The organism is Desulforhopalus sp., assembly GCA_030247675.1.
Lineage (GTDB): Bacteria > Desulfobacterota > Desulfobulbia > Desulfobulbales > Desulfocapsaceae > Desulforhopalus_A.
The window spans coordinates 91,175-115,677 of the sequence record JAOTRX010000004.1 but is presented as its reverse complement, the minus strand read 5'-3'; the positions used below and the strand labels follow the sequence as shown (position 1 = coordinate 115,677).

The following is a 24,503-nucleotide window of genomic DNA, read 5'->3' as shown; positions in this document are numbered from 1 at the left end:
TACTACAGATTTCCGTTCAGTCCCATCGGTTCAGGCTTGAAGATCCGCTCGTCCATGAGCCGCGGAATACCGTTGATGATCGGCCGGAAGGCCATATGCGCCAGGATGTCGCGCTCAAGATCAATGCCGGGGGCGATTTCCGTCAACTCCAGCCCCTCACCGGTCAGGACGAAGACGCAGCGCTCGGTGACATAGAGGACCGTCTGGCCCTTGGTGAATGCGTAGGGGCCGGAAAAGGTAACATGCTCTACTTGCTCAATAAATTTCCGCACTGATCCTTCCTGTTCGATAATCAACTTGCCGTCGCGCACGGCAACCTCCAGGCCACCGGCGGTAAAGGTACCGACAAAGACCACCTTCTTGGCATTCTGGCTGATATTGATAAAACCCCCGGCCCCGGCCAGTCTCGTCCCGAATTTACTGACATTGAGATTGCCCTGCCGATCGGCCTGAGCAAGGCCGAGAAAGGCCAGGTCGAGCCCGCCACCGTCGTAAAAATCAAACTGGGAAGGCTGGTCGATGAGGGCATCGGTATTGAAGGCGGCACCGAAATCAAGGCCGCCGGCAGGCAGCCCGCCGATAACCCCCGGTTCTGCCGTCAGGGTCATATACTCAAGGATTTTTTCCTCGTTGGCGACGCTGGAGATGCCCTCCGGCATGCCGATGCCGAGGTTGACAATGCTATCGGCCACCAGCTCCAATGCCGCCCGCCGGGCGATGATCTTCCGGTCCCCCATCCCTATCTGCGGCAGGGAGCGCATCGGCACCTTCACCTCACAGCTGAAGGAGGGATTGTACTGGGTGCCGAAGGTCTGCCAGTGACAGGATGGCTCGGAGACCACGACGCAGTCGACGAGGATGCCGGGAATCTTCACGTTCCGGGCGTTGAGGCTGCCGCGGGCGGCAATGCGCTCCACCTGGACGATGACCTTACCGCCGGAGTTGCGGGCGGCGGTGGCGATGGCCAGTGCCTCCAGGGTCAGGGCCTCGCGCTCCATGGTGACATTGCCGTCGGTGTCGGCGGTGGTGCCACGCAACAGGGCGATATTGATGGGAAAGGTCTTATAGGCCAAGTAGTCCTTACCATCGAATTGAATGCGCTCGACCAGGTCTTCACTGGTGATGCTGTTGATCTTGCCGCCGCCGTTCAGGGGATCGACGAAGGTGCCGAGACCAACATGGGTAATGGTCCGCGGCTTGCCGGCGGCGATGTCCCGGTACAGGTGGGAGATGACCCCCTGGGGCAGGTTGTAGCCCTCGATTTTGTTCTCCAGGGCGAGTTTCTGCAGCTTCGGCACCAGGCCCCAGTGACCGCCGACGACCCTGCGCACCAGGCCGAGGTGACCGAAATGATTGAGTCCCCTTTCCTTGCCGTCACCCTGTCCGGCGGCATAAACAATCGTCAGATCGCGAGGTTGCCCTTCAGCCAGATAGTATTCCTCCAGAGCGATTGCCAGTCCCTCGGGAAAGCCGGTGCCGACAAAACCGCCGGTGGCGATGGTGTCGCCGCTGGCGATGAGACGCACCGCCTCACCGGCGGAGACGATCTTCTCTTTGCGATTGCGGATGGTACTCGCGACTGCTGACGGACTTTCGGGGGATACGGCGGGATTTTTCATGGATATCGCTCGGTGGATAAAGGTGGTTGATTAAAGCAGGCGGGCTGCAGGCAGGCGCATGGGCCACATGGTATCTGACTGGTCCCAAGCAAGAAGGGTGCCAGAACAATCAGCCGGCCAGCAACTTCGTGACCTTGTGGAGCGATTTTTGCATGAACTGCAGGGTTGGTTTTATATTTATCCGAAAATCCACAAAATTTGTTGGTTTTACCTATAACAATCAGGTCGGCGGTGGACAGCACCGCAAAGGAGAAGTCATGCTGAAGATAGAGAATTCCGTGGCCGTCATCACCGGGGGCGGCAGCGGCATAGGCAGGACCCTGGCTGAGTTTTGGCTCCGTCAGGGCGGCAAGGTGGTCATCGCCGATATCGCCCAGGAGCCGCTTTCGGCGGCGGAGGCTGAGCTGCGCCAGATCAGCGAGGCGGTCACCTCCCTGTGCTGCAACGTCACCCAGGAGGCGGACTGTGAAAAACTCGCCGACCACGCCATCGCCACCTACGGTGCCATCAACCTGGTGGCACCTTTCGCCGGCATTACCAGCGATGCGATGATGATCAAGACCGACCGCGACACCGGCAAGGTGGTCGGCAAGATGTCGCTTGCCCAATTCCAGAAGGTTATCGACATCAACCTCACTGGGGTCTTCCTGACGATCCGCGAATGTGTCGAGAGGATGGTCAACAACAACTGTACCGGCCTGGTCTGCCTGGTGTCCTCTACCGGTTCGCTGGGCACCGCCGGCCAGCTCAACTACTCTTCGTCAAAGGCGGCGATGGCGGTTATGCCCAAGGTTCTCACCGCCGAGTTCTTCCGCCGCGGCTTTGCCGACAAGATCCGCTGCAATGCCGTCGCCCCCGGCTATGTCGGCACGCCGATGGTTAAAAATATCGACGCCAAGGTCCTCGGCAAGATCGTCGAGCAGGTACCGATCGGCCGCCTCATCGAGCCGGAGGAGGTCGTCAGTCTGGTGGCCGAGCTGTACCGCAACGAGGCCATGGCCGGCGAGACGGTCTTCATCCACGGCGGCCTGCGCCTCGGTTCCAAGGGTTAGGCGGCTACCGCTATTCGGGTTTAAATGCAGTTGAAGGTGCATGCAATGCACCCTACGTTTGACCCCAAATAGCGGTGGCGTGTAGGGTGCACTTTGTGCACCTTTTTTTAAGTGAATGACATTGGGGTGCACGGAGGCGTGCCCCCTTCAGCTTCGCCCTTCGTCGCTCTGGATGGACAGGCCGTATTTTTTCAGCAGGGAATAGAAATGTGAACGGGACAGGCCGGAAATCTCGAGGATACGCGAGGTTTCGCCGCCGCACTGGCGGATCAGCTCGCTGAGGTAAATCTTTTCCGAGGCCCCCTTGAAGCTCTTCAGTGATGGAAGGGGCCGGTCGAAGATATCCTGAAAAATCTCCTGGCCAATCACCCGAACATCCTCATCCGGCTCAGCGCCACTGCTATCGGACAGGACCTCGGAGCCGGTCATCTTGCGGATCTGCTCCTTGGCGACCTGGATGCGCAGTTGCCGTGGTAGGTGCATAGCGAAAAGATTCTTTTCAGTACCGGCGGCGATGATCGATCGCTCAATGATATTAAAGAGTTCCCGGACATTACCCGGCCAGTTATAGTTCTCCAGGGTCTCCCAGAAATTTTCCTCCATGGTCTTCACCGGCATCCCGTATTGGGCGCAGAGCTGGGCCGTCTTGAAGTCGGCCAGGGCCTTGATATCCTCAGGCCGCTCGCGCAGAGGCGGCAACAGGAGACGCATGGTGGTGATTCGAAACAGCAGATCGCTCCTGAACTCGTTGTTTTCCACCATCTTATCGAGGTTACGGTTGGTGGCGGCAATGAGCCGGAAGTTGCTGGTCTGCTCCTGGGTGTCGCCGACGGCGCGAAAGGTCCGTTCCTGGAGAACCCGCAGAAAGGCCTTCTGGATGGAAAGAGGCATCTCGCCGATTTCGTCAAGAAAGAGCGTGCCGTTATCGGCAAGTTTTATCAGGCCGATGCGGCTGTCCTGAGCCCCGGTGAAGGCCCCCTTTCTATGGCCAAAAAGGGTCGATTCGACCAGAGATTCGGTCAGAGACGCGCAGTCGACAAAGACAAACTTGCCGCTGGAGCGCCTGCTGTTTTCGTGGATGGTCCTGGCAAAAAGCTCCTTGCCAGTGCCAGTCTCGCCGGTGATGAGGAGATTCGAGTCTGAGCGCGCTGCCTGGGCCATCAGTTTAAAACAGGCCTTCATCCGCGGACTGTGGCCGACCACCTTCTCGATATTGAGGGTATCGCCTTCCGCCTTGGTCCTTTTTTCCTCCCGGTATTTCAGGGCCCGGCTGAGGGTCAGGGAGATTTCCTGGATGCTCGAAGGTTTGAGGATATAATCCCAGGCGCCGCCCTGGATGGCCAGTTCGGCACCATCCGGATCGCCTTTGCCGGTGAGGATGATGATCTCCGGCGGATCAGCCATCTCCATGAATTCCGGCAGGAGATCGAGACCGTTGCCATCCGGCAGACGGACATCGAGAAAGAGGATATCAAAGGCCCCCTGCCGGGCGGCCAGGCGACCGGCGTCGACCGAATAGGCGGACCGGCAGCTGTGCGACAGCCTGGTGCCGAGACTAGTCAAGGTTTCGCAAATTTCCTGATCATCGTCTATTATCAAGATGTTGGCCATAGAGCTATTCCTCGTCGAGAATGCTGTTGATGGTAAAGGTCAGATCGATGGTATCGTAAGGCTTGATGAATACCCGACGGATTGACGGGACGGCATGGGCGGCCTTGATCGCATCCTCCCTGCCGGAGATGAGAAGGGACGGCATCCTCGGGTTGAGGACGTGAATCCGCTCGATCAGTTCCACACCGTTGATGGCAGGCATATCATAGTCGGTAATGAGCAGTTCAAAGCGTTCCGGCTGAGCAGCCACCAGATCGATTGCCATCTGCGGCAAGGCCACGGCAGTGACCGAGAAGCCGGCATTTTCGAGTATGCGCGGGGTGGTATGGAGTTGGTCCTCATCATCCTCGACAAAGAGGATGGTGCCGCTCCTGCCACCGGAAAAGACATCTTTCTGCTCAGGAAGGTCGTCGGTCATGGCGATTCTCGGGAAATAGAGGCGGAAGGTCGTGCCGGTTCCCTCCTCGCTATCAACCCGCAGCGCACCCTGATGGGCCTTGACGATGCCGTGCACGACCGCCAGGCCGAGACCGGTGCCCTCTGCTTTGTCCTTGGTGGAAAAAAAGGGGTCAAAGATTTTATCGATGATGGCAGGAGCAATACCCGGCCCGTTGTCGGCTACGGTCAACTGAATATGCTCTCCCTCCTCCAGATTCAGGGCCCCCGCCTCTTCTCCAACCAGACGGACATCTTCAAGGCGAATCTGCAGCTTTCCGCCGCTTTCCCGCAGGGCATGAAAGGCATTGGTACAGAGATTCATCACTGCCTGGTAGATCTGTGTTGGATCGGCGAGGATCGAGCCGATATTCGGGGAAATATGCGAGCGCATCTCAATATTTCCAGGAAGTGAGACCTCCATAAGTCCGGCTACCTCGGTTACCACCGAGGTCAGGTTGGTCGGGCGAAAGCCCTCCTGGGAGGGTTTGCTGAAGGCGAGGATCTGTTTAACGACCCGTCCACCCCGCCGCGCCGCCTTGAGCACCCGCTCCAGGTCCTTGGCGGTCTGAGTCTGTGGATCGATATCGCCTATGGCAAGCTCCGTCGAGTTGATAATCGAAGTAAGGATATTATTAAAATCATGGGCTATACCACCGGCCAAGGTGCCAATGGCCTCCATTTTCTGCGATTGCAGCAGTTGCTTTTCCAGGTCGAGTTCCCGAGTGATATTCTCGGCGGTGCTGAGGATACCGACGATCTTACCGGACTGGTCGCGCAGCGGGACCTTGTTGACCTCGATCCAAGCGACATTACCGGTATGATCGGTCAGTTTTTTGCGGACCTTCCGAAAGGCCTCGCGGTTTCTGACCACTGCCGCGTCGGCACCCTGCGACCACTGGACATAGTCCCGGTTGGAAACCACCTCCTTGGTTGTTTTGGAGATGACCTCGCTGGGGTCGTTCAACCCGAAAAAATTGGCGAAGGCCCGATTGGCCCCGAGATATTTAAAGTCGAGGTTCTTCCAGGACACCAATTGCGGATTGGTATCCATCAGGGTTTCCTGAAAGGTTAGCTGGTCCTTTATCTTGCGCTCAACCCGCCGTCTGCCGAGCATGGTAAAAACCAGAAATATCAGAGTGATCAGGAGGATAAGCAGACTGACGATGATGGTCCAGAACAACTCCTTCGGCAATTCATAGAAGGATTTGGGGGCGTTGATAAGGGTGCTGCCTCGTGGTAACAGTTTTTCCGGGATCTGTAGATGGCGCATGACCTTGTAGTCGAAGCGGTAGGCACCGTTCGGCTCCCGCAGTACCGGAATAGCTTCGGCGGCGGTGCCGCCAAGAATCCTCAGGGCCATGCTGGCGGCGGTCTGCCCGTGCTTATAGCCGGAAAGCATGCTACCACCCACCGCGCCGTGCCCCAGCAGGAATTCCCAGCAGGTATAAATGGGTACCCTTGAATGGCGATACAGGGCGTTCATCACCTCTTCGGCGGTGTAGGTACGGTTATTGATGATCTGATAATACGGAATGAAAAAGAGGAAAGTGTCATCGGGCAGGTTCTGAACGCGTTGCTTGGCGTCGTCAAGACTGATCTGCGTCCAATAATCAACCTGCAGTTTGTCCTTATATCGGGGAACAAGGTTTTCAATCTGCTTCTTGATGGCCAGTCCCGCCGTTGATGTGTCGCCGACGACGACCATCCGCTTCTTGTCCGGATGGAGTTTCAGAACCACATCGATGGTTCCCATCAGATCGAAACTCTCGACGACACCGGTCAGTTTGCCCAGGGCCAACTCCTCGTCGCTGAGATCGTTGACTCCACAAAAAACAATGGGAACCCCGGGAAAAAGCGTCTCCCGGAAACGCAGGGCGAAATTGAAGGCGTCATCATCCGAGACGATGACCACATCGAACCGCTCATCGGTGAATTTTTTCTGAAAAACCTCCAAAAGCCCCTGGATGACCGGATCGATATTATACTTCTTGGCATCCAGGTACTCGACCTGCAAGTCGATCTTAAAGGGACTGCTGTCAAGCGTCGAGCGAATGCCGTCATGTTCCGAGTCAGACCACTGGTAGCCATGATGATAGGAGTTCAAATACAGTACGGTTTTCTTCATGCCCTCGCCGCAGCTTGGTCCCGGAAAGAAAAGGACAAAGCAGAGCAGGAAAAAGAAAACCCGTTGGGCAGGTGGCAAAAGGAATATTCTATTCATACGCGAAATTGTTGCAATATCCAGACCAGTCAAGAATGGAACCGCAACGAGCCCAGCACCTTCTCAAACCCCTGGATGTTGTAGGGTTTGGCAATCGCCGCGCTAAAACCGTATTCCTGATAATTCGACATGATAGGGTCATTCGAATAGCCGCTCGACACAACCAGGCAGGCCCTTGGATACAGAGAAAGAATCTGCTCGGCCGCCTGTTTGCCGCCAAGCCCTCCGGGAATAGTCAGATCCATGATGACCGCCATGAAGGGTGAACCGGCCTCGACGGAGGTCTTGTAGAGATCAATGGCACTCTCGCCGGTGGCACAGGTTGTCACTTCATACCCCAGATGAGTGAGTATTGACACCGCAATATTCCTTATCATCTCCTCGTCATCCATGACGAGAATCGCCCCACCCCTGTGTTCCCCCAATACCTCAGTCGCCATGCCGGTTTGGATGCTCGCGTATTCAGCGGCAAGTGACGGAAGATATATGGTGAAGGACGTTCCCTTGCCCGGTGTGGAACTGACGCTGATATGACCGCCATGCCGGTTGATAATCGAGTGGACCGAGGCGAGCCCCAAACCATTACCGGTTGATTTGGTGGTAAAATAGGGGTCGAAGACCCTTTGCATATCATCGGCGGAAATTCCGCAGCCCTGATCGGTAAAAGTCAGACGGATATACGGGCCGGGCTGCAGTGATAATGAATTATTGCCGGCAAGCGTTTCATTCTGCGCGGAGACAGTAATCTGACCGCCTTCCGGCATCGCCTGCGAGGCATTAATGATCAGGTTGTGAAAAACCTGGCTTATCTGCCCCTCGTCCGCATCCACGGCATGGATTGAATCGGGTATATCGATGATTGCCTTGATGTTTGACCCATGAAGGGTAAAGGAAAGTGCCTCTTTGACTATATCTTTCGGTGAAACCACCTTTTTGACCGGTTCGCCGCCACGGGCAAAGGTCAACAGCTGATGGGCCAGCTCTCCGGCCCTCGACGAGGCCTTTTCCGCCTCAGTCAAAGGCTTATATGATTTGTGGCTGGTATCGAGAAAGACCTTGGCAAGGGAAATGTTGCCCATGATGCCGGTGAGGATGTTGTTGAAGTCGTGGGCAATTCCCCCGGCCAGGACACCGAGGGATTCCAGCTTTTCAATCTTCAGCAGTTCTTTTTCACGTTCTTTGCGTTCGGTTATATCGCGGGTGATGGCAATAATATGGGCCTCGCCTTTTAAGGGGATGACTCTTGCAGACAGCAAGCCGGTGACAAGACTGCCGTCTTTCCTCCTGAATTGCGCCTCAAGGTTTTCGACAAAGCCTTTTTCCTGAAGTCCGAGGAGAAATCTTTGCAGGTCTGCCGACGCATGCCAGATGTTGAGCCCCGAGGGCCTTTTTCCTATTGTGTCTTCCCGGGTATAGCCGGTCGCCTTGATGAAACCTTCGCTGATATCAACATATGTGCCGTCGCTGAGTTTGGAAATAGTCACCGCATCCGGGCTAAAGTTAAAGGTCAGGCGAAACTTGTCCTCACTATCCCGCAGATCGCGGTTTTGGTTTTCGATATGCCGGTATGATCCGGCGAGATCGGCGGACATGCGGTTGAAGGCTGTGGTGAGATCGCCTATCTCGTCATCGCTCCACACCTGCAGTTGACTGCCCAGATCCCCGCTCTTCATGTGCAGCATGGCATCGCGCAGCGAAGAGATAGGCTTGATGACAATCCGCGACAGAATCAGATTCAACAGCACCAGCATGACGATGAAAATCGACCCGAGAAGCCCGGCGAAGATGAGATAAAACTGCCGCTGCTGCCCCTCCATTTCGGCAAGGGAATAGTCGAAGCGGATAAAACCGATGCGCTCACCAACGACATCGATGGCTTGTACAAAAATGAGAATCCCCTTTCCGGCCAACCGTTCCTGACGTACCAGCGTGGTCTCCGGCGCTTGTGGGAGATGTTCCGGCGAGAGCTGGGGTGCGGCAGGATTCCGCCCTTCGTTTGCCATTAACTTACCGGCATTATTATAGACGGCGATATTGAGAATGCCGTCAACCTTGCTCATCTGGGCGAGGCGTATGGCCATTGCCCGTTTCCGGTCCTCAAATATCTCGTTGGCCAGGGGCTCCTGATCACGATCGGCCATGGCCCGAAGGAGCATCTCGTTCTGCTTCAGGGACGACCGCATGTTTTGCTGCTGGAAGGGTAATTGGATGAAAACAAAGATCATGGCGATCAGGAGGAAGGTAACCAAAATCGCCACATTGACTTTCTGTCTTAATGTCCAGGTCATATCCCGACAATTTCCATACTTATTGTTATGCTATAGAGGCATAGATTTCGCTTGAGCAGACGAGCCGCTCGACTCAGCTTTATACCACAGGGGCATAAGTTTCGTACGAGCAGGCAAGCTGCTCGACTCAGCTTTATATCCATCAAGGCTGAAAAGTCTTGTAATAGATCGCCGCACTTTTCTCGTATTTAAGGATCACCGCCGATTTGTACAGAGGGTTACGATTTTCATCAAAGGTGATGTCGCCGGTGACCCCCTTCAGCCCCCTTGTAGCTGCCAGCGCATCGCGGATTTTTACGGGATCCTGTGAACGTGCCCGGGTGATGGCGTCGGCGAGGAGGTTGCAGGAATCATACACCAATGGAATCAGAAAAGAAGTGATACGCCCATAGGTCTTTTCAAAGGTATCGACAAACTGCCGGTTCAAGGAATCGGTACTGCCTCTGCTCCAGCTGGAACAGGCATAGCTGCCCTCTGCCGCGTCACCGGCATATTGATACAGAAGGTCTTCGTTCCAGCCGTCGCCGCCGACAAATTGCAGTCGCATCCCCAAGGTTTTGGCGGTTTTCATAATGGTTCCAACATCCCTGAAATAGCCGGAAAGAAAGACAACCTTGGGTTTGAGGGCTTGGACTTTTTCAAGCAACATCGCAAAATCAGTGACATTCTCAAGATACTCGCCTTCCAGGAGGATTTCACCACCGGCCTTGTGATACTGTTCACTAAACACCTTGGAAAGTCCTATGCTGTATTTGCTTCCTGTATTGGTCAGCACCACGGCGGTTCCGGCATCCAGGTCACGGAGGGCAAAGGTGGCTATGATCTTTCCCTGAAAGTCATCGGTAAAGGATGTTCTGAAGATATAATCGCCTACCGCGGTAAGCTCCGGGATGGTAGCACTGGGAGAAATCATTGGAATTTTAGCCGCTTGTAGGACTGGAGCCATGGCCAGGGCATGGGAACTGCGCGACCCGCCGATTACCGCCTGCACACCCTCCGTTACCGCCTTTTCGGCCGCCGCCTTGGAGCCAAGGGCCGTGCTCTGGTTGTCGATTTCGACGACCTCAACGGTTTTTCCCAGCAGACCACCTTTCTTGTTGATTTCTCCTATTGCAAAATGAATGCCGTTAAAAATGACGATGTTGGACGTTGCCGCCTCACCGCTCCTGGCGAAAATGGCAGCAATCCTGATGGTTTCTGAGGCGCAGGCGATCGGCGGCGCCAGCCATGAAAGTATCAGAATGAGACAAGCTGCAAACAGTAATAGGATATTCTTCATCTTCTTTCCAGAACCTCCCAATGCGCTTTATACCACAAGGGCATAAGTTTCGTATGAGCAGGCAAGCTGCTCAACTCAGCTTTATACCACAAGGGCATAAGTTTCGTATGAGCAGGCAAGCTGCTCAACTCAGCTTTATACCACAAGGGCATAAGTTTCGTACAAGCAGGCAAGCTGCTCAACTCAGCTTTATGGGGTAATCGTTTTCACATACACCCAGGAGTCCTTTTCAAATTTGAGCACAACAGCCGATTTATCAACCGGGTTACGGTTTGCATCAAAGGTAATATCCCCGGTAACCCCTGTGAATCCGCGGGTTTTTGCAAGAGCCGCGCGGATCTTCACCGGTTCCGGGGAATTGGCCCGCCGCACTGCGTCCGCTAGGAGCATGACCGCATCGTAGCTCAAGGCGGCAATTGGATCTATAGTCGTTGCTGATTCTTTTTGATACCTTTGGACAAACTGCCGGCTCGCAGGATCCTGGCTTTCTTGGTGCCAGTGGCTTACAAAAAGTGTTCCAGCCGCGGCGTTCCCGGCATATTTGTACAGTTCCTGCAATCCATCGCCACTGAGGAAGATCGATTGTATACCCATTTCCCGGGATTGTTTGACGATAAAGCCGGTGTCGGTGTCGTAACCCGGGACAAAACAGACATCAGGATTCAACTCTTTCACCTTCACAAGCTGTTCTTCAAAATTGACGGCATCACCGAGATAATCACCTTCCCAAAGGATCTTTCCACCCAATTTCTTAAATTTTTCTATAAAAAGCCCGGCCAGACTGAGACTGAATTTCTGACTGGTATTGGTGAGAACAACTGCCGTCCTGGCGCCCAGTTCCCTGACGGCAAATGTCGCCATTACCTCGCCTTGAAAATCATCGATGAAACAGACTCGAAAGATGTAGTCGCCGACAAGCGTAATCTCAGGGCTGGTGGATACTGGAGTGATCATGGGAATGCCCGCGGCCTGCAGGACCGGCGCCATCGCCAAAGAAAAAGAGCTGCGCGATGCACCGATAACTGCAACTGCCTTTGCCTTGATTGCCTCCTGAGCCGCCTGCTTAGCACCTAAAGCTGTACTCTGATCTCCGAACTCGAGGAGTTCAACAGGATGGCCGAGCAGACCGCCCGCATCATTGATCTGTCTAACAGCCAAGCGTATTCCTGAAAAATGCGGTCGCATGCCGTATTCGGCCACCGACTGCCCGGTTGCCGGGAAGATGGCGGCAATTTTAATGGCATCAGCGGCATGCAGTGGAGAAGACAGCAGCAGCCATAACAAGAAAACCGGCCATGGAACGAAGAAGTAACGCTTCTTTTTCATAGGTTTCCCTTGCCTCCTCAAAGGAGACTGCGCGTGCTATAGTGATTTGCTTATACGTCCCTATAAAATTGGGAATAATTAATTTGCCGCCATCTACCAGGGTAAATGAAAAACCAAGCTTGTGTCAAATTAACTCCATACATATCTACTTGGTACAACCTGTGATAAAAACTGGAAATCATCAATTCATGAATTATAGTTCAGCCACGGAAGCCGAAAATCAATGCCAATACTCCTTGTAACGGCTGCAGGGAAGATACAATGGGGGCCCCCCGGGAGAATCAATGTTTTTTTGGCTTTTCGAAAGGTTACGAGCACCAGAAAGTTCCTTCAAATTTCAATAATGGAGATTTCTATGACAAGATATATTGGAAAAATTTTACTACTCGTCGCGGCAGTCCTCACATGTCTGCCGCTTCATGCCGAAGCTGCTGCCCCGAAAGCGGCAACCCAGGTGCCCGGCTATTACCGGACCCAGCTCGGTCAGTTTGAGATTACCGCTCTCTACGATGGCGCCATTGAGCTTGACACGAGTCTTCTCAAAAACGTCGAGGCCGCCAACCTCAATAGCCTCCTGTCCCGGATGTTTGTCGGCAATCCGAAGATGCAGACGGCAGTCAATGCCTACCTGATCAATACCGGGTCCAACCTGGTGCTGGTGGATGCCGGGGCTTCGAAGCTTTTCGGCCCCTCTCTTGGCTATATCGTCCAAAACATGCAAGCCGCCGGTTACCAGCCGGCTCAGGTGGATACCGTGGTCATTACCCACCTGCACGCCGACCATATGGGCGGACTGAACGATGCCAATGGCCAGCCACTTTTTTCGAAGGCCACGGTCTTTGTATCCCAGGCTGATAACGACTTCTGGCTGTCGCAGAAAATCGCCGACGAATCGCCGGCGGCAATGCAGCCGTTCTTCAAGATGGCCCGTGACAGCGCTGCCCCGTATCTCAAAAGCGGTCAGTGGAAGACCTTCAGGGCGGGCAGTGAGCTGGTTCCGGGGATTATAGCTGTTGCGGCCAACGGCCACACCCCCGGTCACACCGCCTTTGCCGTGCAATCGGCAGAACAGAAGCTGTTGATCTGGGGTGATCTGGTCCATGCCCATGCGGTGCAATTCGCCAAACCCGGCGTATCCATCGAGTTCGATGTCGATCAGAAGCAGGCAATCGCCACCCGGCGCAGCATCATGAAGGCCATGGCCGCCAGCAAATCCCTGGTGGCCGGCATGCACCTTCCTTTTCCGGGTATCGGCCATGTGCGGGCGGAGGGCAAGGGCAGTTACAGCTGGGTGCCGGTAGAGTTTTCCCCCCTCCCTCCTGCGGCAAAATAACCTAATCAGCTCAAGCATCTGCATAGGTTCGATTGTACCATGAAACACCTGAGAACATGTGTTACCCCGGCCGGGACATTCCAGTACGGGATCCATAAACCGAGCTATACCGTCAGCAATCTCCGCCAGAACACCCGGATAGAGGTTCTTGGACTGAATGGCAACAACACACCGGTGGACAACACCCGTAATTACCCATTGGAAGATGTACCCGTTGCCGCCGCCGATTGGATCTATGAAATTCCCAACCCCTTCCCCTTCAGGGGCTGTACCTATATCGACAAGGAATGGGCCGACGCCAGTGCCATCAATCCCGGCCGGATGTATCTGGGCCCGCCTGCCGCGGTTTCCCTGAGCGCAAGCCTGCAAATCGCCGGACTTGACAGGGGCTTGTTCGGCCAACTGCCGGAACCGCTCCTCCTCGCTCTGGCCACCTGCTCAACAGACCCGGAGGATCTGGTGGCCCTGGCCGGGCTATCCTGCGAATTTGTCGGTGATCACGGGCGGCCGACCGGCCTGCGCTACCGGGAAGGAAGGTCCGGTTTACGGCCGGTCATCCACAACCACGCCCTTTATGAGGCAGTGGCCAACAACCGGCACCTGCCGGATACCTATAAAATCATCATGGTCATTCGCCCCGGCGCCCAGGGGGCAAGCGAGATAGTCGGTGAATGGCCGATGGACGGCGACACCCACGTCTTTGAATACCTGAGACAGAACTCATACATCCCCGGCGGCCACTATGCCGCCAACATGGCCGACGACGCCATCCGTTACTCTACCCAGGCCCTTAGCCGGGCAGACATCCATGCTCTGCGCCATCTGTACTATCAGCGCACCTACGTCTGCCTCGCCCAAGGTGTCAAGCTGCCGCTGCCGGAGGCGAAAGGCGTGCTCAGCCCCGAGGCGCTTGAGGCCCTGCGCCTGGCAATCCTCGAAAAACTGCCGACCGGCGACCATGGTCCGGCCACCCTCTGGGGCTGGAATTACGGCTTTGATTTTGCCCCGTCGCACTACCGGCTGCATGCCTCGCATCAGCAGATCCACCAACAATACGCCATGGTTCCGGAGCATGTGACCATCTACAACGGGGGCTGCGAGCATGCGGTAGGGATGCTGCCGTCTTTTAGCTGCGGCGATATGCTGGCCGAGCTGATCGACGAGTACGCTGGTCTTCACGGAAGTGACTTCTTTGCTGATTACCGGGCGGCCCTGGCCGGTAACCAGCGGATGGATGGCCGCAACGATTTGCCGACCGACCTGGTGGTTTGGAGTGATGGCAGGGTCATGCTCTTTGTCCCCAAGGCCCAGACCTCGCAATGGGAACTGCAGCTAATGACCCTGCCGAGGGGTGACGGCAGCCTGCCCGGCAATATCCTTGAATGCGACATGGAGACCCGCCGCTCCCTCGACACCGGCATTCTTACCGCGCAAAAGGTCCTCGCCGGACTTGGGGCCAGGATGGTCACCTCTATTGAATACGGGAAGAGGCTGGGGAGGACGAGAAACCAGCGGCAGCCGCTCCTCTATGCCTTCCTCCCTCGGCTGCCGGAGTCGCCGGGGGCCTTTAGTGAGGCGCAGCTGCGCTTTATCAACGGCCACTACCCGGAAGATTTCGCCGCGGCCTGCCGGAGACAGCTTGAGGGAGGCAGAGGATAGGCGGCCTTCGCCCTATTCCTTCTGGACGACGATGGTACTCAAATGGGCCCGGAGGATTACCTTCTGTAAGGCAAGCCGGGTGCGCGGATTGATGACCACCGGCCCGGAGATATTGGCACTGAGGCTTGTCGATTGCTTGCCGGTGTCCTCTTTTTTGGTAAGCATCATAAACACGGCAAGCTCTTCGGCCTTTTCCGCCTGCAGGACATTACGCTCGTCCTCGGTCAACTCCAGGTCATAGCTGAGACCATACTGGCCCGGATCGACAATGGTAAAGGTAATCTCCGGTTCGTCGGTGGATTCCAGCCAGTACGCGCTCAGATTATTTTCTTCCTTGTGATATACAAGGTAAGTAGTGTATTTTTCAAACCCCGGTATGCCACGGGGGAAGGTTAATACCTTTTCTGAATCGATTTTCGAACTGCTGGCAACAGCTCCATCTGTGGTCATACGATTCTCCTTGAACGTGAAGGCTGGGTGACTTTCTGCAGCATTGGTGTGGTAGAAGCTTATCAAATTCATTCCCGAACATTCAAGTGCATCTCGAATTAAAATATTAGGCTCGACAGATTGATCAATATTAACTTCCCGGCAGCGGCCGGCCGGATTTTTTAGGCAGCCTTTCCACCAGCTGTCACAGGCAATACAGCACGGAGAACATGATGAAAGATAACGGTTTTTTTGGCCAGTGGGGTGGCGCGTACATCCCGGAGATCCTCCATCAAACCTTTGCCGATCTGAAGGTCGCTCTACGCGAGGCGCAAAACGATCCCCTCTTCTGGCAGGAATACCTGGAGCTGATGTCCACCTATTCCTGCCGGCCGACGCCACTTACCTTTGCCGAGAATCTCACCAAACATTTCGGCGGGGCGAAGATCTATATCAAGCGCGAAGACCTCAACCACACCGGTGCCCATAAGGCCAACAATGTCATGGGCCAGGGCCTCCTGGTAAAACGGATGGGCAAGAAACGGGTCATCGCCGAAACCGGCGCCGGCCAGCATGGCATGGCCACCGCCACCATGGCCGCTAAATTTGGTCTTGAATGTACTATTTATATGGGTGAGGTCGATGTCCTCCGGCAGCGCCCCAATGTCTTCTGGATGGAAAAGATGGGGGCCACCGTGGTGCCGGTGAAAGACGGCTCGAGAACCCTGAAAGACGCTATCAACGAGGCCTTTCGTGACTGGGTGACCAATGTCGACTCCACCCATTACGTTCTTGGCACCGCCTGTGGACCCGCGCCTTTTCCGGAAATGGTCTCTTGGTTTCAATCGATCATCGGCCGTGAGGCAAAAGAACAGATCCTGTCCCACCACGGCAAGCTGCCTGCCCGGGTCTTCGCCTGTGTTGGCGGCGGCTCCAACGCCATGGGCATCTTCCAGGGTTTTCTTGACAACAGCGAGGTACAGCTGGTGGGAGTAGAGGCCGGCGGCAAAGGGCTTGATTCCGGCATGCACGCCTCAAGGCTCTGTGGCGTCGACGCCAGCCCAGGGGTCGCGCAGGGCTATAAGACCATGTTCCTGCAAAACAGCGACGGCCAGATGCTGGAAACCCACTCGGTGGCAGCGGGCCTTGATTACGTGGGAGTCAGCCCGATTCTCGCCGATCTGGCCGAGAAAGGCAGGGTCAGATTTGCCGCCGCCACTGACGCTGAGGTCATGGCCGCCCTCGACCTGACCATGCGCATGGAGGGGATAATTCCGGCCCTTGAGTCAACCCACGGCTTTGTCCAGGCCTTCAAGGAGGCTCCGCTGCTCAGCCCGGACGATGCCATCATCATCAACCAGTCGGGCCGGGGCGACAAGGACATCTTCACTATCGCCCACGCCTTCAATGACCCTTCCTGGAAGGAATTCATCATCGCCCGCGCTGCAGAATACAGCAAATAACCTCCTCCTTTTTACCAAAAAAGAACGGTGAACATATAATGGTACTCGAAAAACGACTCCGCGCCCGGCTGGAGAAAAACAAAATTCTGCTGATGACCCATATCGTCCTCGGCTACCCCAACCTGGCGACCAACCGCCAGGTCATTGAACAGATGGTGGCTGGCGGCGTAGACTGCATCGAGATGCAGATCCCCTTTTCCGAACCGATGGCCGACGGGCCGGTCATCCTCAAGGCCAATCAGGACAGCCTGGCCGCCGGGACCACGGTCACCGACTGCCTGGCCTTCGGTGCCGAGATGACTGGCCGCTACGACATCCCCTTTCTCTTCATGACCTACTACAACATCGTCTACAAGTACGGTGAAGAACGATTTTTCAAGGACTGCCGTAGTGCCGGAATCACCGGCCTGATCATCCCCGATCTGCCGCCGGAGATGGGTGAAAATTTCTTCAGGCTGGCAAAAGAGTTCCAGATCGCCCCGGTGCTGATCTTCGCCCCAACCTCAACGGATGAGCGTATGGCCGAGCTGAACAGATCGGCTGCCGGCTTCATCTACTGCGTCGCCAGGCGGGGGGTAACCGGCAAGCAATCGGAATTCGGCGCCGACTTCAACACCTATCTGGCGCGCTGCCGGGCCGCCACCAATCTGCCCCTGGCGGTTGGTTTTGGTATCCGCAACCGCGACGACGTTGCGGCAATTACCGGCAAGGCGGACATGGCGGTCATCGGCTCGGAAACAATCCGCCTCGTTGATTCCCAGGGCGCCCAGGCGGTTGGGCCGTTTATTGCCGGTCTGCGGTAGCGAGGGAAGCAGTCATGGCCGATACGATACCAACCAATAACGATCTCGGAACCGCAGATGTCCTGTGGAACCTCGGCGATCTCTACGCCTCGGTCGAGGCCCCGGACATCGCCATCGATATCGCCTGGTGCGAAACCGAGGCAGCCGCAATCAAGGCCCACTATTACGCACACGTCGCCGAACTGGACGCACCGGGCTTGCTGGCCTTGGTGGAACGACTGGAGGCCCTTGACTGCACCCTCACCAAGCTCGCCACCTTCGCCTTTCTCAATTTCAGCACCCAGACGGACAATGCCGCAGCCGGAGCCCTCGACCAGAAAATTCACGAACTGGTCAGCAGATGCGGCACGGAAACGGTGTTTTTCAAGCTGGAGTGGAATCGCATTGATGACGACACGACTGGGATTTTGTTGAATGATCCGGTGATCGGCCGGTATCGCCACTATCTCACCTGCCTCCGCAAGTACCACCCCCACCAGCTCTCCCTGGCAGAGGAAACACTCCTTCTCGAAAAAGAGGCGGTGGGCCGGAATTCCTGGACGACCTTATTTGATAAGGTTGTTAGTCAAATCCAGTTCGGTAGAAAAAAGCGCAGCGAAGAAGAGGTGCTGACCGACCTGTACGCCGCCGACCGGCGGACAAGAAGGCGCGCCGCGGTGGAAATGACCGAAGGCCTGCGGCAAAACAGCCATATCCTCACCCACATCTTCAACACCCTGGCGGCGGACAAGATGATCACCGACCGGCTGCGCAAACACCCCGGCTGGATCGACACCATGAACCTGCATAATGACCTGCGGAACTCGACCGTCGCTACCCTTATCGAAGCGGCTGTTTCCCGCTACGACTTGGTGCACCGTTATTACCGGGTAAAACGCCGCCTTCTCGGCCTCAGAAAAATTGAGCATTTCGACCGCTACGCGCCCCTTCCCTCCCTGCCGACCCAGCAGATCAGCTGGTCTTCCTGCCGGCAAACCGTGCTCACCGCCTTCGCCGAATTTTCGCCGCGTATGGCGGAGATCGCCGAGATGTTTTTTACTGGCAAGTGGATTCATACGCCGCTTGGCAAGGGCAAGCGGGGCGGCGCCTTCGCCCACCCCTGCGTTCCTCAGGCGCATCCCTATGTCATGGTCAACTATACCGGGAATCTGCGGGATGTCTCAACGGTCGCCCACGAACTTGGCCACGGCGTGCACCAGGTGCTTGCCGCAAGCAAGGGCCATTTTAACAGCGACACACCGCTGCCGCTTGCCGAAACCGCCTCGGTCTTCGCCGAACTGCTGGTCTTCAACAGCCAACTGGCTCTACTCCGGGACAAGAACGAGCAACGTGCCTTCATCTGCCAGAAGCTCGAATCGATATTCGCAACCGTCTTCCGGCAAACGGCCATGAACCGCTTCGAGCACCTGATGCACGAGGGCAGGCGAGAGCATGGAGAGCTGAGCAGCGACCAACTGAGTGATTACTGGCTAACGACCCAGAAAGCGATGTTCGGCGACACGGTCCACTTGGGTGACGACTACGGTATCTGGTGGTCCTATATCCCGCACTTCCTGGAGACCCCGGGTTATGTCTACTCTTATGCCTTTGGCGAACTGCTGGTCCTCGCCCTGTACGGCATCTATCGCCGGGAGGGAGCGGCCTTTGTCGATAAATATTTTGAGCTTCTCAGCGAGGGAGGGTCTCTGTCGCCTTATGAGCTCCTGCAACCCTTCGGAATTGACCTCGACAACCCACAGTTTTGGCAGACCGGCCTTGCCGTGATCGAGGAGATGGTAGCAAAAATCGAGTAGTGTTACCGCAAGGGCCAGTTTCGTATGAGCAAACAAGCTGCTCTACTCAGCTTTATTCGATGACCTTATTGCGCCGCCAATGCGGATGGGCAATTTTCAGCTTGCTGATTTTATAGTTCAGGGCCCTAGGGCTTATGCCGAGTTTTATCGCGGCATTCTTCTGCACCCACAGACACTCATCAAGCACCCTCAGGATGAGGTCCTTCTCCTGTTCGGCCAGGGATTCGGAAAGATCGCTCGGCAACGCTCCAGCCTCTTCCTTGCTGACCGGTTGCGGGATGATCACCCCGGACGGCCGCGACGATTTTTCCGGCAAGGCCAGGTTATAGGAGTGCACCCGCCGGTCATCTTCAAGGATCACCGCCCGTTCAATGGTGTTGGCCAATTGGCGGATATTACCGGGCCAGTCGTAGTCCTGGATCAGGCTCATGGACTTGTCGGTGAAGCCGTGGATATCGCGGTGCATGGAGGTGCAGCATTTCTTCAGGAGGAGTTCTGACAGGGGCAGGATGCAGGCACGCCGGTCGCGAAGCGAGGGCAGACTGACCGGCAGGACATTGATGCGGTAATACAGATCCTCACGAAACAGGCCTTTCTCTACCTGCCCAACCAGATCCTTGTTGGTGGCAGCGATGATCCGCACGTCGCTGTAAATGGTCTTGTTGCCCCCCACCCGCTCAAAGGATTTCTCCTCAAGGACCCGCAACAGCTTGGTTTGCAGACGCATATTCATCTCGCCAATCTCGTCGAGAAAAATTGTGCCGCCGCTGGCCTGCTCAAACCTGCCGATCCGCTGCTTATCGGCGCCGGTGAAGGCCCCCTTTTCATGCCCGAACAATTCCGATTCGAGGAGATCTTCGGGAATATTGGCACAGTTGATCTTGACGAAGGGTTTCTGCCGGCGCGGCGAGTTAAAATGCACCGTTCCCGATAAAAACGATTTGCCGGTCCCGGTATCGCCGGTAATGAGAATGGTCGAGTCGGTCTTGGCGAAACGCTCAAGGCTCTTGAGAATCTGCTGCATGATACGACTGTGGGCGACGACATCCTTGAAGTCGTAGACCACATCCTGCTTGCGGCGATGATAGGCGATCTCAAAGCGCTGATCACGGATCTGGATGGCCTTGTCGACGGCGATATTGACCCGGCTCTGGGCAATCGGCTGGACAAGAAAGTCGCTCGCCCCCTCGTTCATCGCCTGGACAATGATCTCGGCCTTTTCCACCTTGCTGGTCATGATGATCGGCAGGAAGGGATCCTTATTGTGGATCTGCCGGAGAAGCGCCAAGAATTGCCCATCCAGGGAGTCGATATCAATAAAGATCAAATCAAACTGGCGAGCTCGAATCTCCGCTTGAAAATCGTCTTCATTGGCTATAGTAGTCAACTCACAACGATCTCTTAAGGCCGAAGTCATACAATCACTCGTCACATTGAGTGAATCATAAATAAGTATTTTATACATAGAATTGATTACAAGACAGTAAATGATATTTCAAATTCGTAACTCTTTACCCTCCCCTTATAAGGGCATTGCGCGGAAAATGCAAAATAATGTTATCGATACCCGAAAAATGATAGAGATCGACGAACAGTGGATGGCACTCGCCCTGCAGCAAGCCAGAGAGGCCGGACTATGGGGTGAGGTCCCGGTTGGTGCGGTGCTAGTTGCCGGAGAACAGTTGCTGGCCGCTGCCGGCAATAGTCCAATAAGCCTATCCGACCCATCGGCCCACGCGGAGATTCTCGCCATCAGGGGGGCAGCGAAACGCCTGGGCAACTACCGTCTGCCGGAAACAACAATGTACGTCACCCTTGAACCGTGCATCATGTGCATGGGGGCCTTGATCCAGGCACGGGTCAGCCGGCTGGTGTATGGGGCCACCGATCCGAAAACCGGCGCCGCGACCTCCCTGTATACCCTTGGCAATGACCAGCGGCTGAACCACAAGATAACTGTCACCGGCGGCGTTTTAGCCATTGAATGCGCCGCTTTGCTGAAGAATTTCTTCCGCGGTAGACGGAGCGCCGCCGCAGTCCAGACCCCGCCCTTTTTAAAATCGCCATGACTTTTTTGGTTGCCAAAAGACAGATGACGGTATACATAGTACCACACATTTTTGAGCATTCGAGTTGGAGAGATGACCGAGTGGCTTAAGGTGCACGCCTGGAACGCGTGTGTACGCAAGTACCGTGAGTTCGAATCTCACTCTCTCCGCCACCATATGAGTTCGACTTTGATAGCCGGGCCCTGCGCAACAAAGAATCGCGAACCCCGCCAGGTCCGGAAGGAAGCAACGGTAGCGACACTCTTTGTGTGCCGCAGGTAACCCGGCTATCATTTTTCCAGCGCTTCACGTACCAGTTTTTCAAGACCAGCCACGGTGTTGCATGTCCTATCTCGTACTTGCCAGGAAATCCCGCCCGCAGACTTTCGATCAGGTCGTCGGCCAACGTCCGGTAATACGCACCCTGCAGAACAGCATCCTCCGCAACCGGGTGGCCCATGCCCTTCTGTTTTCCGGAGTGCGGGGTGTCGGCAAGACCACCATCGCCCGCATCATGGCCAAGGCAATCAATTGCCAGGCTGAACCGGCTGATCGACCCTGCGACCAATGCCCCTCATGCCGGGAAATTGCCTCAGGCTCATCCTTTGACCTCACCGAGATCGACGGCGCTTCGAACCGGGGCATCCAGGAGATTCGGGAACTCAAGGAGAAAATCAAGTTTCTCCCAACCTCGGCGCAGTACCGCATCATCATCATCGATGAAGTACACATGCTCACCACCGAGGCCTTCAACGCCCTGTTAAAAACCTTGGAGGAGCCTCCGGCGCACGTCTATTTTATGTTCGCCACCACGGAAATCCACAAGATCCCCGTCACCATTCTCTCCAGGTGTCAGCAATACGAACTGAAAAGGATCAGTGCCGGTGAGCTCTATGACCATTTCCAAAAGCTCGCCGCCCAGGAGGGCTTTGCCATCGAACCTGCCGCCCTCTCCCTCATCGTCCGCGAGGCGGGTGGATCGGTGCGCGACGGCTTGAGCCTCCTTGACCAGATGTTTTCCTTTGGCGAAAAAACTATCACCAGCCAGGATGTCGTTGAGGTTCTCGGCCTGGTGAGCCGCGAGGTGCTCATGCGCCTGACCAGGGGCTTACTTGAGGGTTCGCTTACCGAGGTACTCACAGCTCTTGCCGAGATCTTCAGCTTTGGTATTGATATCAAACGGTTTGCCGATGACCTTATGGCCTGTTTCCGTGCCCTAGTGCTCTGTAAAATCGACGGTTGCACGGGGCTGATCGACCTTCCCACCGAAGAGCTTTCCGAGTTGCAGAGCCTCGCCACAAACTACACCCGGGAAACCCTGCACCTGAAACTCGCCCTCCTCATGGCCATGGCCGAAGAACTGAGATTCGCCAATCAACCGCGACTGACAATGGAAACGGCCTTTTTAAAAATCATCGAATCCGCCAATGTTGTCCCGGTTACCACGCTTCTCGGCCATCTCAAGGAAATCCTCGACTCACTGCCCGCCTGCCCGGCGACGACGTTTTTGCCCCCCGAACAGGCAACACATGTCGTGGCCAAAAAGATCGAACAGCCGGTAACGAAAGCGGTGCAGGAGACCAGCCAGCCTTCAGCCCCGCTGGAGGTGGGCCCGCCACCTGAGAAAATACCGGACAACAAGCCGGCTACCGAAAAAATTGGCGCAGCTCCACTGCAGCCGGCCCAAGTTCAAGCCGAAGAAGCCACTCCGCAAAAACCCGCGGCACCGGAAGTGAAAGAAACGAAGAGCCACCCCCACGTAAAAAGCGTGCGGAAAGACTGGCTTGAATTCATTCATTTTGTTAAAGAGCGAAAGGTCTGGATGGCGCAGGACCTGCAAAGGGCCGACGGTGTGCGTTTGGAAGGTGAAGACGAATTGCAATTAACCTACAGCGATCCAGCTAACTGCTCGCTATTACGGCAAAAAGAGCATCGACAGATCCTCACCGAGTTTGCCGTCGATTTTTTCCAGAAACCCTTACGGCTCAGATTTGTCGTTCCAAAGAACGAGGATCCACAAGAGGCAAGCAACGGCGAATCGCCAAACCAGAAAAGAGCCCAACTCGCCAGCGACCCTCTGGTGATTATGGCGGCAGAGATTTTCAACGGCGATGTCGGCGACATTCGCATAAGCCAGCATAATAAATAAGCCTTCGCCCTAAGCAGCCTTTTCTCAAAAACACCACCAGGATTTATATTATGGATTTAAGCAGTCTCATGCAGCAGGCAAAAGTCATGCAGGAAAAAATGGCCAAAATCCAACAGGATCTGGCAAAAAAAAGCATCGTCGGCAGCGCCGGTGGTGGCATGGTGCAGATAACCGTCAATGGCCAGGGAGAGGTCCTTTCGGCGGCGATTGAAAAAGTGGTTATCGATGCCAACGAGCCCGAGATGCTGCAGGATCTCATCGTTGCCGCAACCAACGACGCTCTTCGCAAGGCCAAGGAACTTAGCAAGAGTGAACTCGCACAGCTCACCGGCGGCCTGAACCTGCCTGGCCTCTCCAATTTCATGCAATCGTAGAGAGCTGTATGCAGGTCATCCCGCCAGCCCTGGAAAAACTCATCGACAACCTGGCCCGCCTTCCGGGCATCGGCCGAAAGACCGCAACCCGCCTGGCTCTGAGTATTTTGCGCAAACCGCGAGCCCAAGCAGGAGAACTAGCCGAGTCCCTAGCCAAGCTTCACGACTCTATCCAGCTCTGTTCCTGCTGCTTTTCTTTTTCCGACCAGGACCCCTGTGCAATCTGCGCCGATCCACGCCGCCAGGCCGACACTTTGTGCGTGGTCGAGCAATCCGGGGATCTGCTGGCCATCGAGAAAACCGACTCCTTCCGCGGCCATTATCACATCCTCCACGGTGTCATCTCCCCTATAGACGGAATGGGGCCGGATGAACTGAAAATCAAAGAACTCCTCGCCCGCATCGAAAGCGGTGTCGTCAAAGAGGTAATTATCGCCACCAGTTCAACTGTGCCCGGCGAAGCGACAGCCTCCTACCTCATCGACATCCTCCAGCATGCTCCAATCAATGTCACCCGCCTGGCATGTGGTATTCCCATGGGTATGGATATCAAATATGCCGACAAATACACCCTGGCCAAGGCAATTCAAAGACGCTCTCCAGCTCAATGATACCTGC

Annotated in this window: 18 protein-coding genes, 1 tRNA gene and 1 other RNA gene; 12 read left to right on the top strand and 8 right to left on the bottom strand. The window is 55.5% G+C overall.

The features are described 5' to 3' along the window. Positions 1-2 precede the first annotated feature (2 nt). A complete protein-coding gene (locus tag OEL83_10085; GenBank protein MDK9707386.1) occupies positions 3-1,619 on the bottom strand; it encodes an acyl CoA:acetate/3-ketoacid CoA transferase in 1,617 nt (538 codons plus the stop codon). A 257-nt stretch (positions 1,620-1,876) separates the two neighbouring features. Here OEL83_10085 and OEL83_10080 point away from each other — a divergent pair, with 257 nt between their 5' ends. Next, positions 1,877-2,671 carry an SDR family oxidoreductase gene (locus OEL83_10080; GenBank protein MDK9707385.1) on the top strand — a complete coding sequence of 265 codons (795 nt, stop codon included), beginning with the start codon at positions 1,877-1,879 and terminating at the stop codon, positions 2,669-2,671. A gap of 147 nt (positions 2,672-2,818) precedes the next feature. Here OEL83_10080 and OEL83_10075 read toward each other — a convergent pair whose 3' ends face one another. From OEL83_10075 to OEL83_10055, 5 genes are all read right to left on the bottom strand, one after another. Then, positions 2,819-4,282 carry a sigma-54 dependent transcriptional regulator gene (locus OEL83_10075; GenBank protein MDK9707384.1) on the bottom strand — a complete coding sequence of 488 codons (1,464 nt, stop codon included), beginning with the start codon at positions 4,280-4,282 and terminating at the stop codon, positions 2,819-2,821. A 4-nt stretch (positions 4,283-4,286) separates the two neighbouring features. Then, entirely contained in the window at positions 4,287-6,845 is a 2,559-nt protein-coding gene (locus OEL83_10070; GenBank protein MDK9707383.1) for an ATP-binding protein, read from the bottom strand. A gap of 125 nt (positions 6,846-6,970) precedes the next feature. Next, a complete protein-coding gene (locus OEL83_10065) occupies positions 6,971-9,229 on the bottom strand; it encodes an ATP-binding protein (GenBank protein ID MDK9707382.1) in 2,259 nt (752 codons plus the stop codon). Positions 9,230-9,371: 142 nt separating this feature from the next. Then, positions 9,372-10,508, bottom strand: a complete 1,137-nt coding sequence (locus OEL83_10060; GenBank protein ID MDK9707381.1) for an ABC transporter substrate-binding protein — start codon at positions 10,506-10,508, stop codon at positions 9,372-9,374. Between the two features lie 189 nt (positions 10,509-10,697). Next, positions 10,698-11,834, bottom strand: coding sequence for an ABC transporter substrate-binding protein (locus OEL83_10055; GenBank protein MDK9707380.1), 1,137 nt, complete (start codon positions 11,832-11,834; stop codon positions 10,698-10,700). Between the two features lie 355 nt (positions 11,835-12,189). Between OEL83_10055 and OEL83_10050 the strand changes: the two genes are divergently transcribed. Both OEL83_10050 and OEL83_10045 read left to right on the top strand, forming a co-directional pair. Continuing rightward, complete coding sequence (locus OEL83_10050; protein ID MDK9707379.1) at positions 12,190-13,167, top strand: MBL fold metallo-hydrolase; 978 nt, start codon at positions 12,190-12,192, stop codon at positions 13,165-13,167. Positions 13,168-13,206: 39 nt separating this feature from the next. Continuing rightward, on the top strand, positions 13,207-14,826 hold the full coding sequence (locus tag OEL83_10045; GenBank protein MDK9707378.1) for a hypothetical protein: 1,620 nt from the start codon (positions 13,207-13,209) through the stop codon (positions 14,824-14,826). A gap of 12 nt (positions 14,827-14,838) precedes the next feature. On the opposite strand, the gene fliW is transcribed toward OEL83_10045, so the two are convergent. Then, positions 14,839-15,276 carry a flagellar assembly protein FliW gene (gene fliW, locus OEL83_10040; protein MDK9707377.1) on the bottom strand — a complete coding sequence of 146 codons (438 nt, stop codon included), beginning with the start codon at positions 15,274-15,276 and terminating at the stop codon, positions 14,839-14,841. A gap of 212 nt (positions 15,277-15,488) precedes the next feature. On the opposite strand from fliW, the gene trpB reads away from it, so the two are divergent. Genes trpB through OEL83_10025 form a run of 3 tightly spaced genes read left to right on the top strand, consistent with a single transcriptional unit; the run spans position 15,489 to position 19,314 of the window. Then, positions 15,489-16,718, top strand: coding sequence for a tryptophan synthase subunit beta (trpB, locus tag OEL83_10035; protein MDK9707376.1), 1,230 nt, complete (start codon positions 15,489-15,491; stop codon positions 16,716-16,718). Positions 16,719-16,756: 38 nt separating this feature from the next. Then, the gene (gene trpA, locus OEL83_10030; protein MDK9707375.1) at positions 16,757-17,521 is read left to right on the top strand and encodes a tryptophan synthase subunit alpha; all 765 of its coding nucleotides are present in this window, start codon (positions 16,757-16,759) and stop codon (positions 17,519-17,521) included. Positions 17,522-17,535: 14 nt separating this feature from the next. Further along, the gene (locus OEL83_10025; GenBank protein ID MDK9707374.1) at positions 17,536-19,314 is read left to right on the top strand and encodes a M3 family oligoendopeptidase; all 1,779 of its coding nucleotides are present in this window, start codon (positions 17,536-17,538) and stop codon (positions 19,312-19,314) included. A 52-nt stretch (positions 19,315-19,366) separates the two neighbouring features. Here the strand turns inward: OEL83_10025 and OEL83_10020 are convergent, their stop codons facing one another. Continuing rightward, positions 19,367-20,779 carry a sigma-54 dependent transcriptional regulator gene (locus tag OEL83_10020; protein MDK9707373.1) on the bottom strand — a complete coding sequence of 471 codons (1,413 nt, stop codon included), beginning with the start codon at positions 20,777-20,779 and terminating at the stop codon, positions 19,367-19,369. A 79-nt stretch (positions 20,780-20,858) separates the two neighbouring features. Here OEL83_10020 and tadA point away from each other — a divergent pair, with 79 nt between their 5' ends. The 6 genes from tadA to recR all read left to right on the top strand — a co-directional run bounded on the left by tadA (position 20,859) and on the right by recR (position 24,496). Then, on the top strand, positions 20,859-21,383 hold the full coding sequence (tadA, locus tag OEL83_10015) for a tRNA adenosine(34) deaminase TadA (protein ID MDK9707372.1): 525 nt from the start codon (positions 20,859-20,861) through the stop codon (positions 21,381-21,383). A gap of 66 nt (positions 21,384-21,449) precedes the next feature. Beyond that, a tRNA-Ser gene (locus OEL83_10010) sits at positions 21,450-21,535 on the top strand. 21 nt (positions 21,536-21,556) lie between these two features. After that, positions 21,557-21,654, top strand: an RNA gene (ffs, locus tag OEL83_10005) — signal recognition particle sRNA small type. Positions 21,655-21,705: 51 nt separating this feature from the next. Continuing rightward, positions 21,706-23,511 (top strand): DNA polymerase III subunit gamma/tau, encoded by a 1,806-nt coding sequence (dnaX, locus tag OEL83_10000; protein MDK9707371.1) that lies wholly within the window; start codon positions 21,706-21,708, stop codon positions 23,509-23,511. A 50-nt stretch (positions 23,512-23,561) separates the two neighbouring features. Beyond that, the gene (locus tag OEL83_09995; GenBank protein ID MDK9707370.1) at positions 23,562-23,885 is read left to right on the top strand and encodes a YbaB/EbfC family nucleoid-associated protein; all 324 of its coding nucleotides are present in this window, start codon (positions 23,562-23,564) and stop codon (positions 23,883-23,885) included. 8 nt (positions 23,886-23,893) lie between these two features. After that, positions 23,894-24,496, top strand: a complete 603-nt coding sequence (gene recR, locus OEL83_09990) for a recombination mediator RecR (protein ID MDK9707369.1) — start codon at positions 23,894-23,896, stop codon at positions 24,494-24,496. The last annotated feature ends 7 nt before the right edge of the window (positions 24,497-24,503 follow it).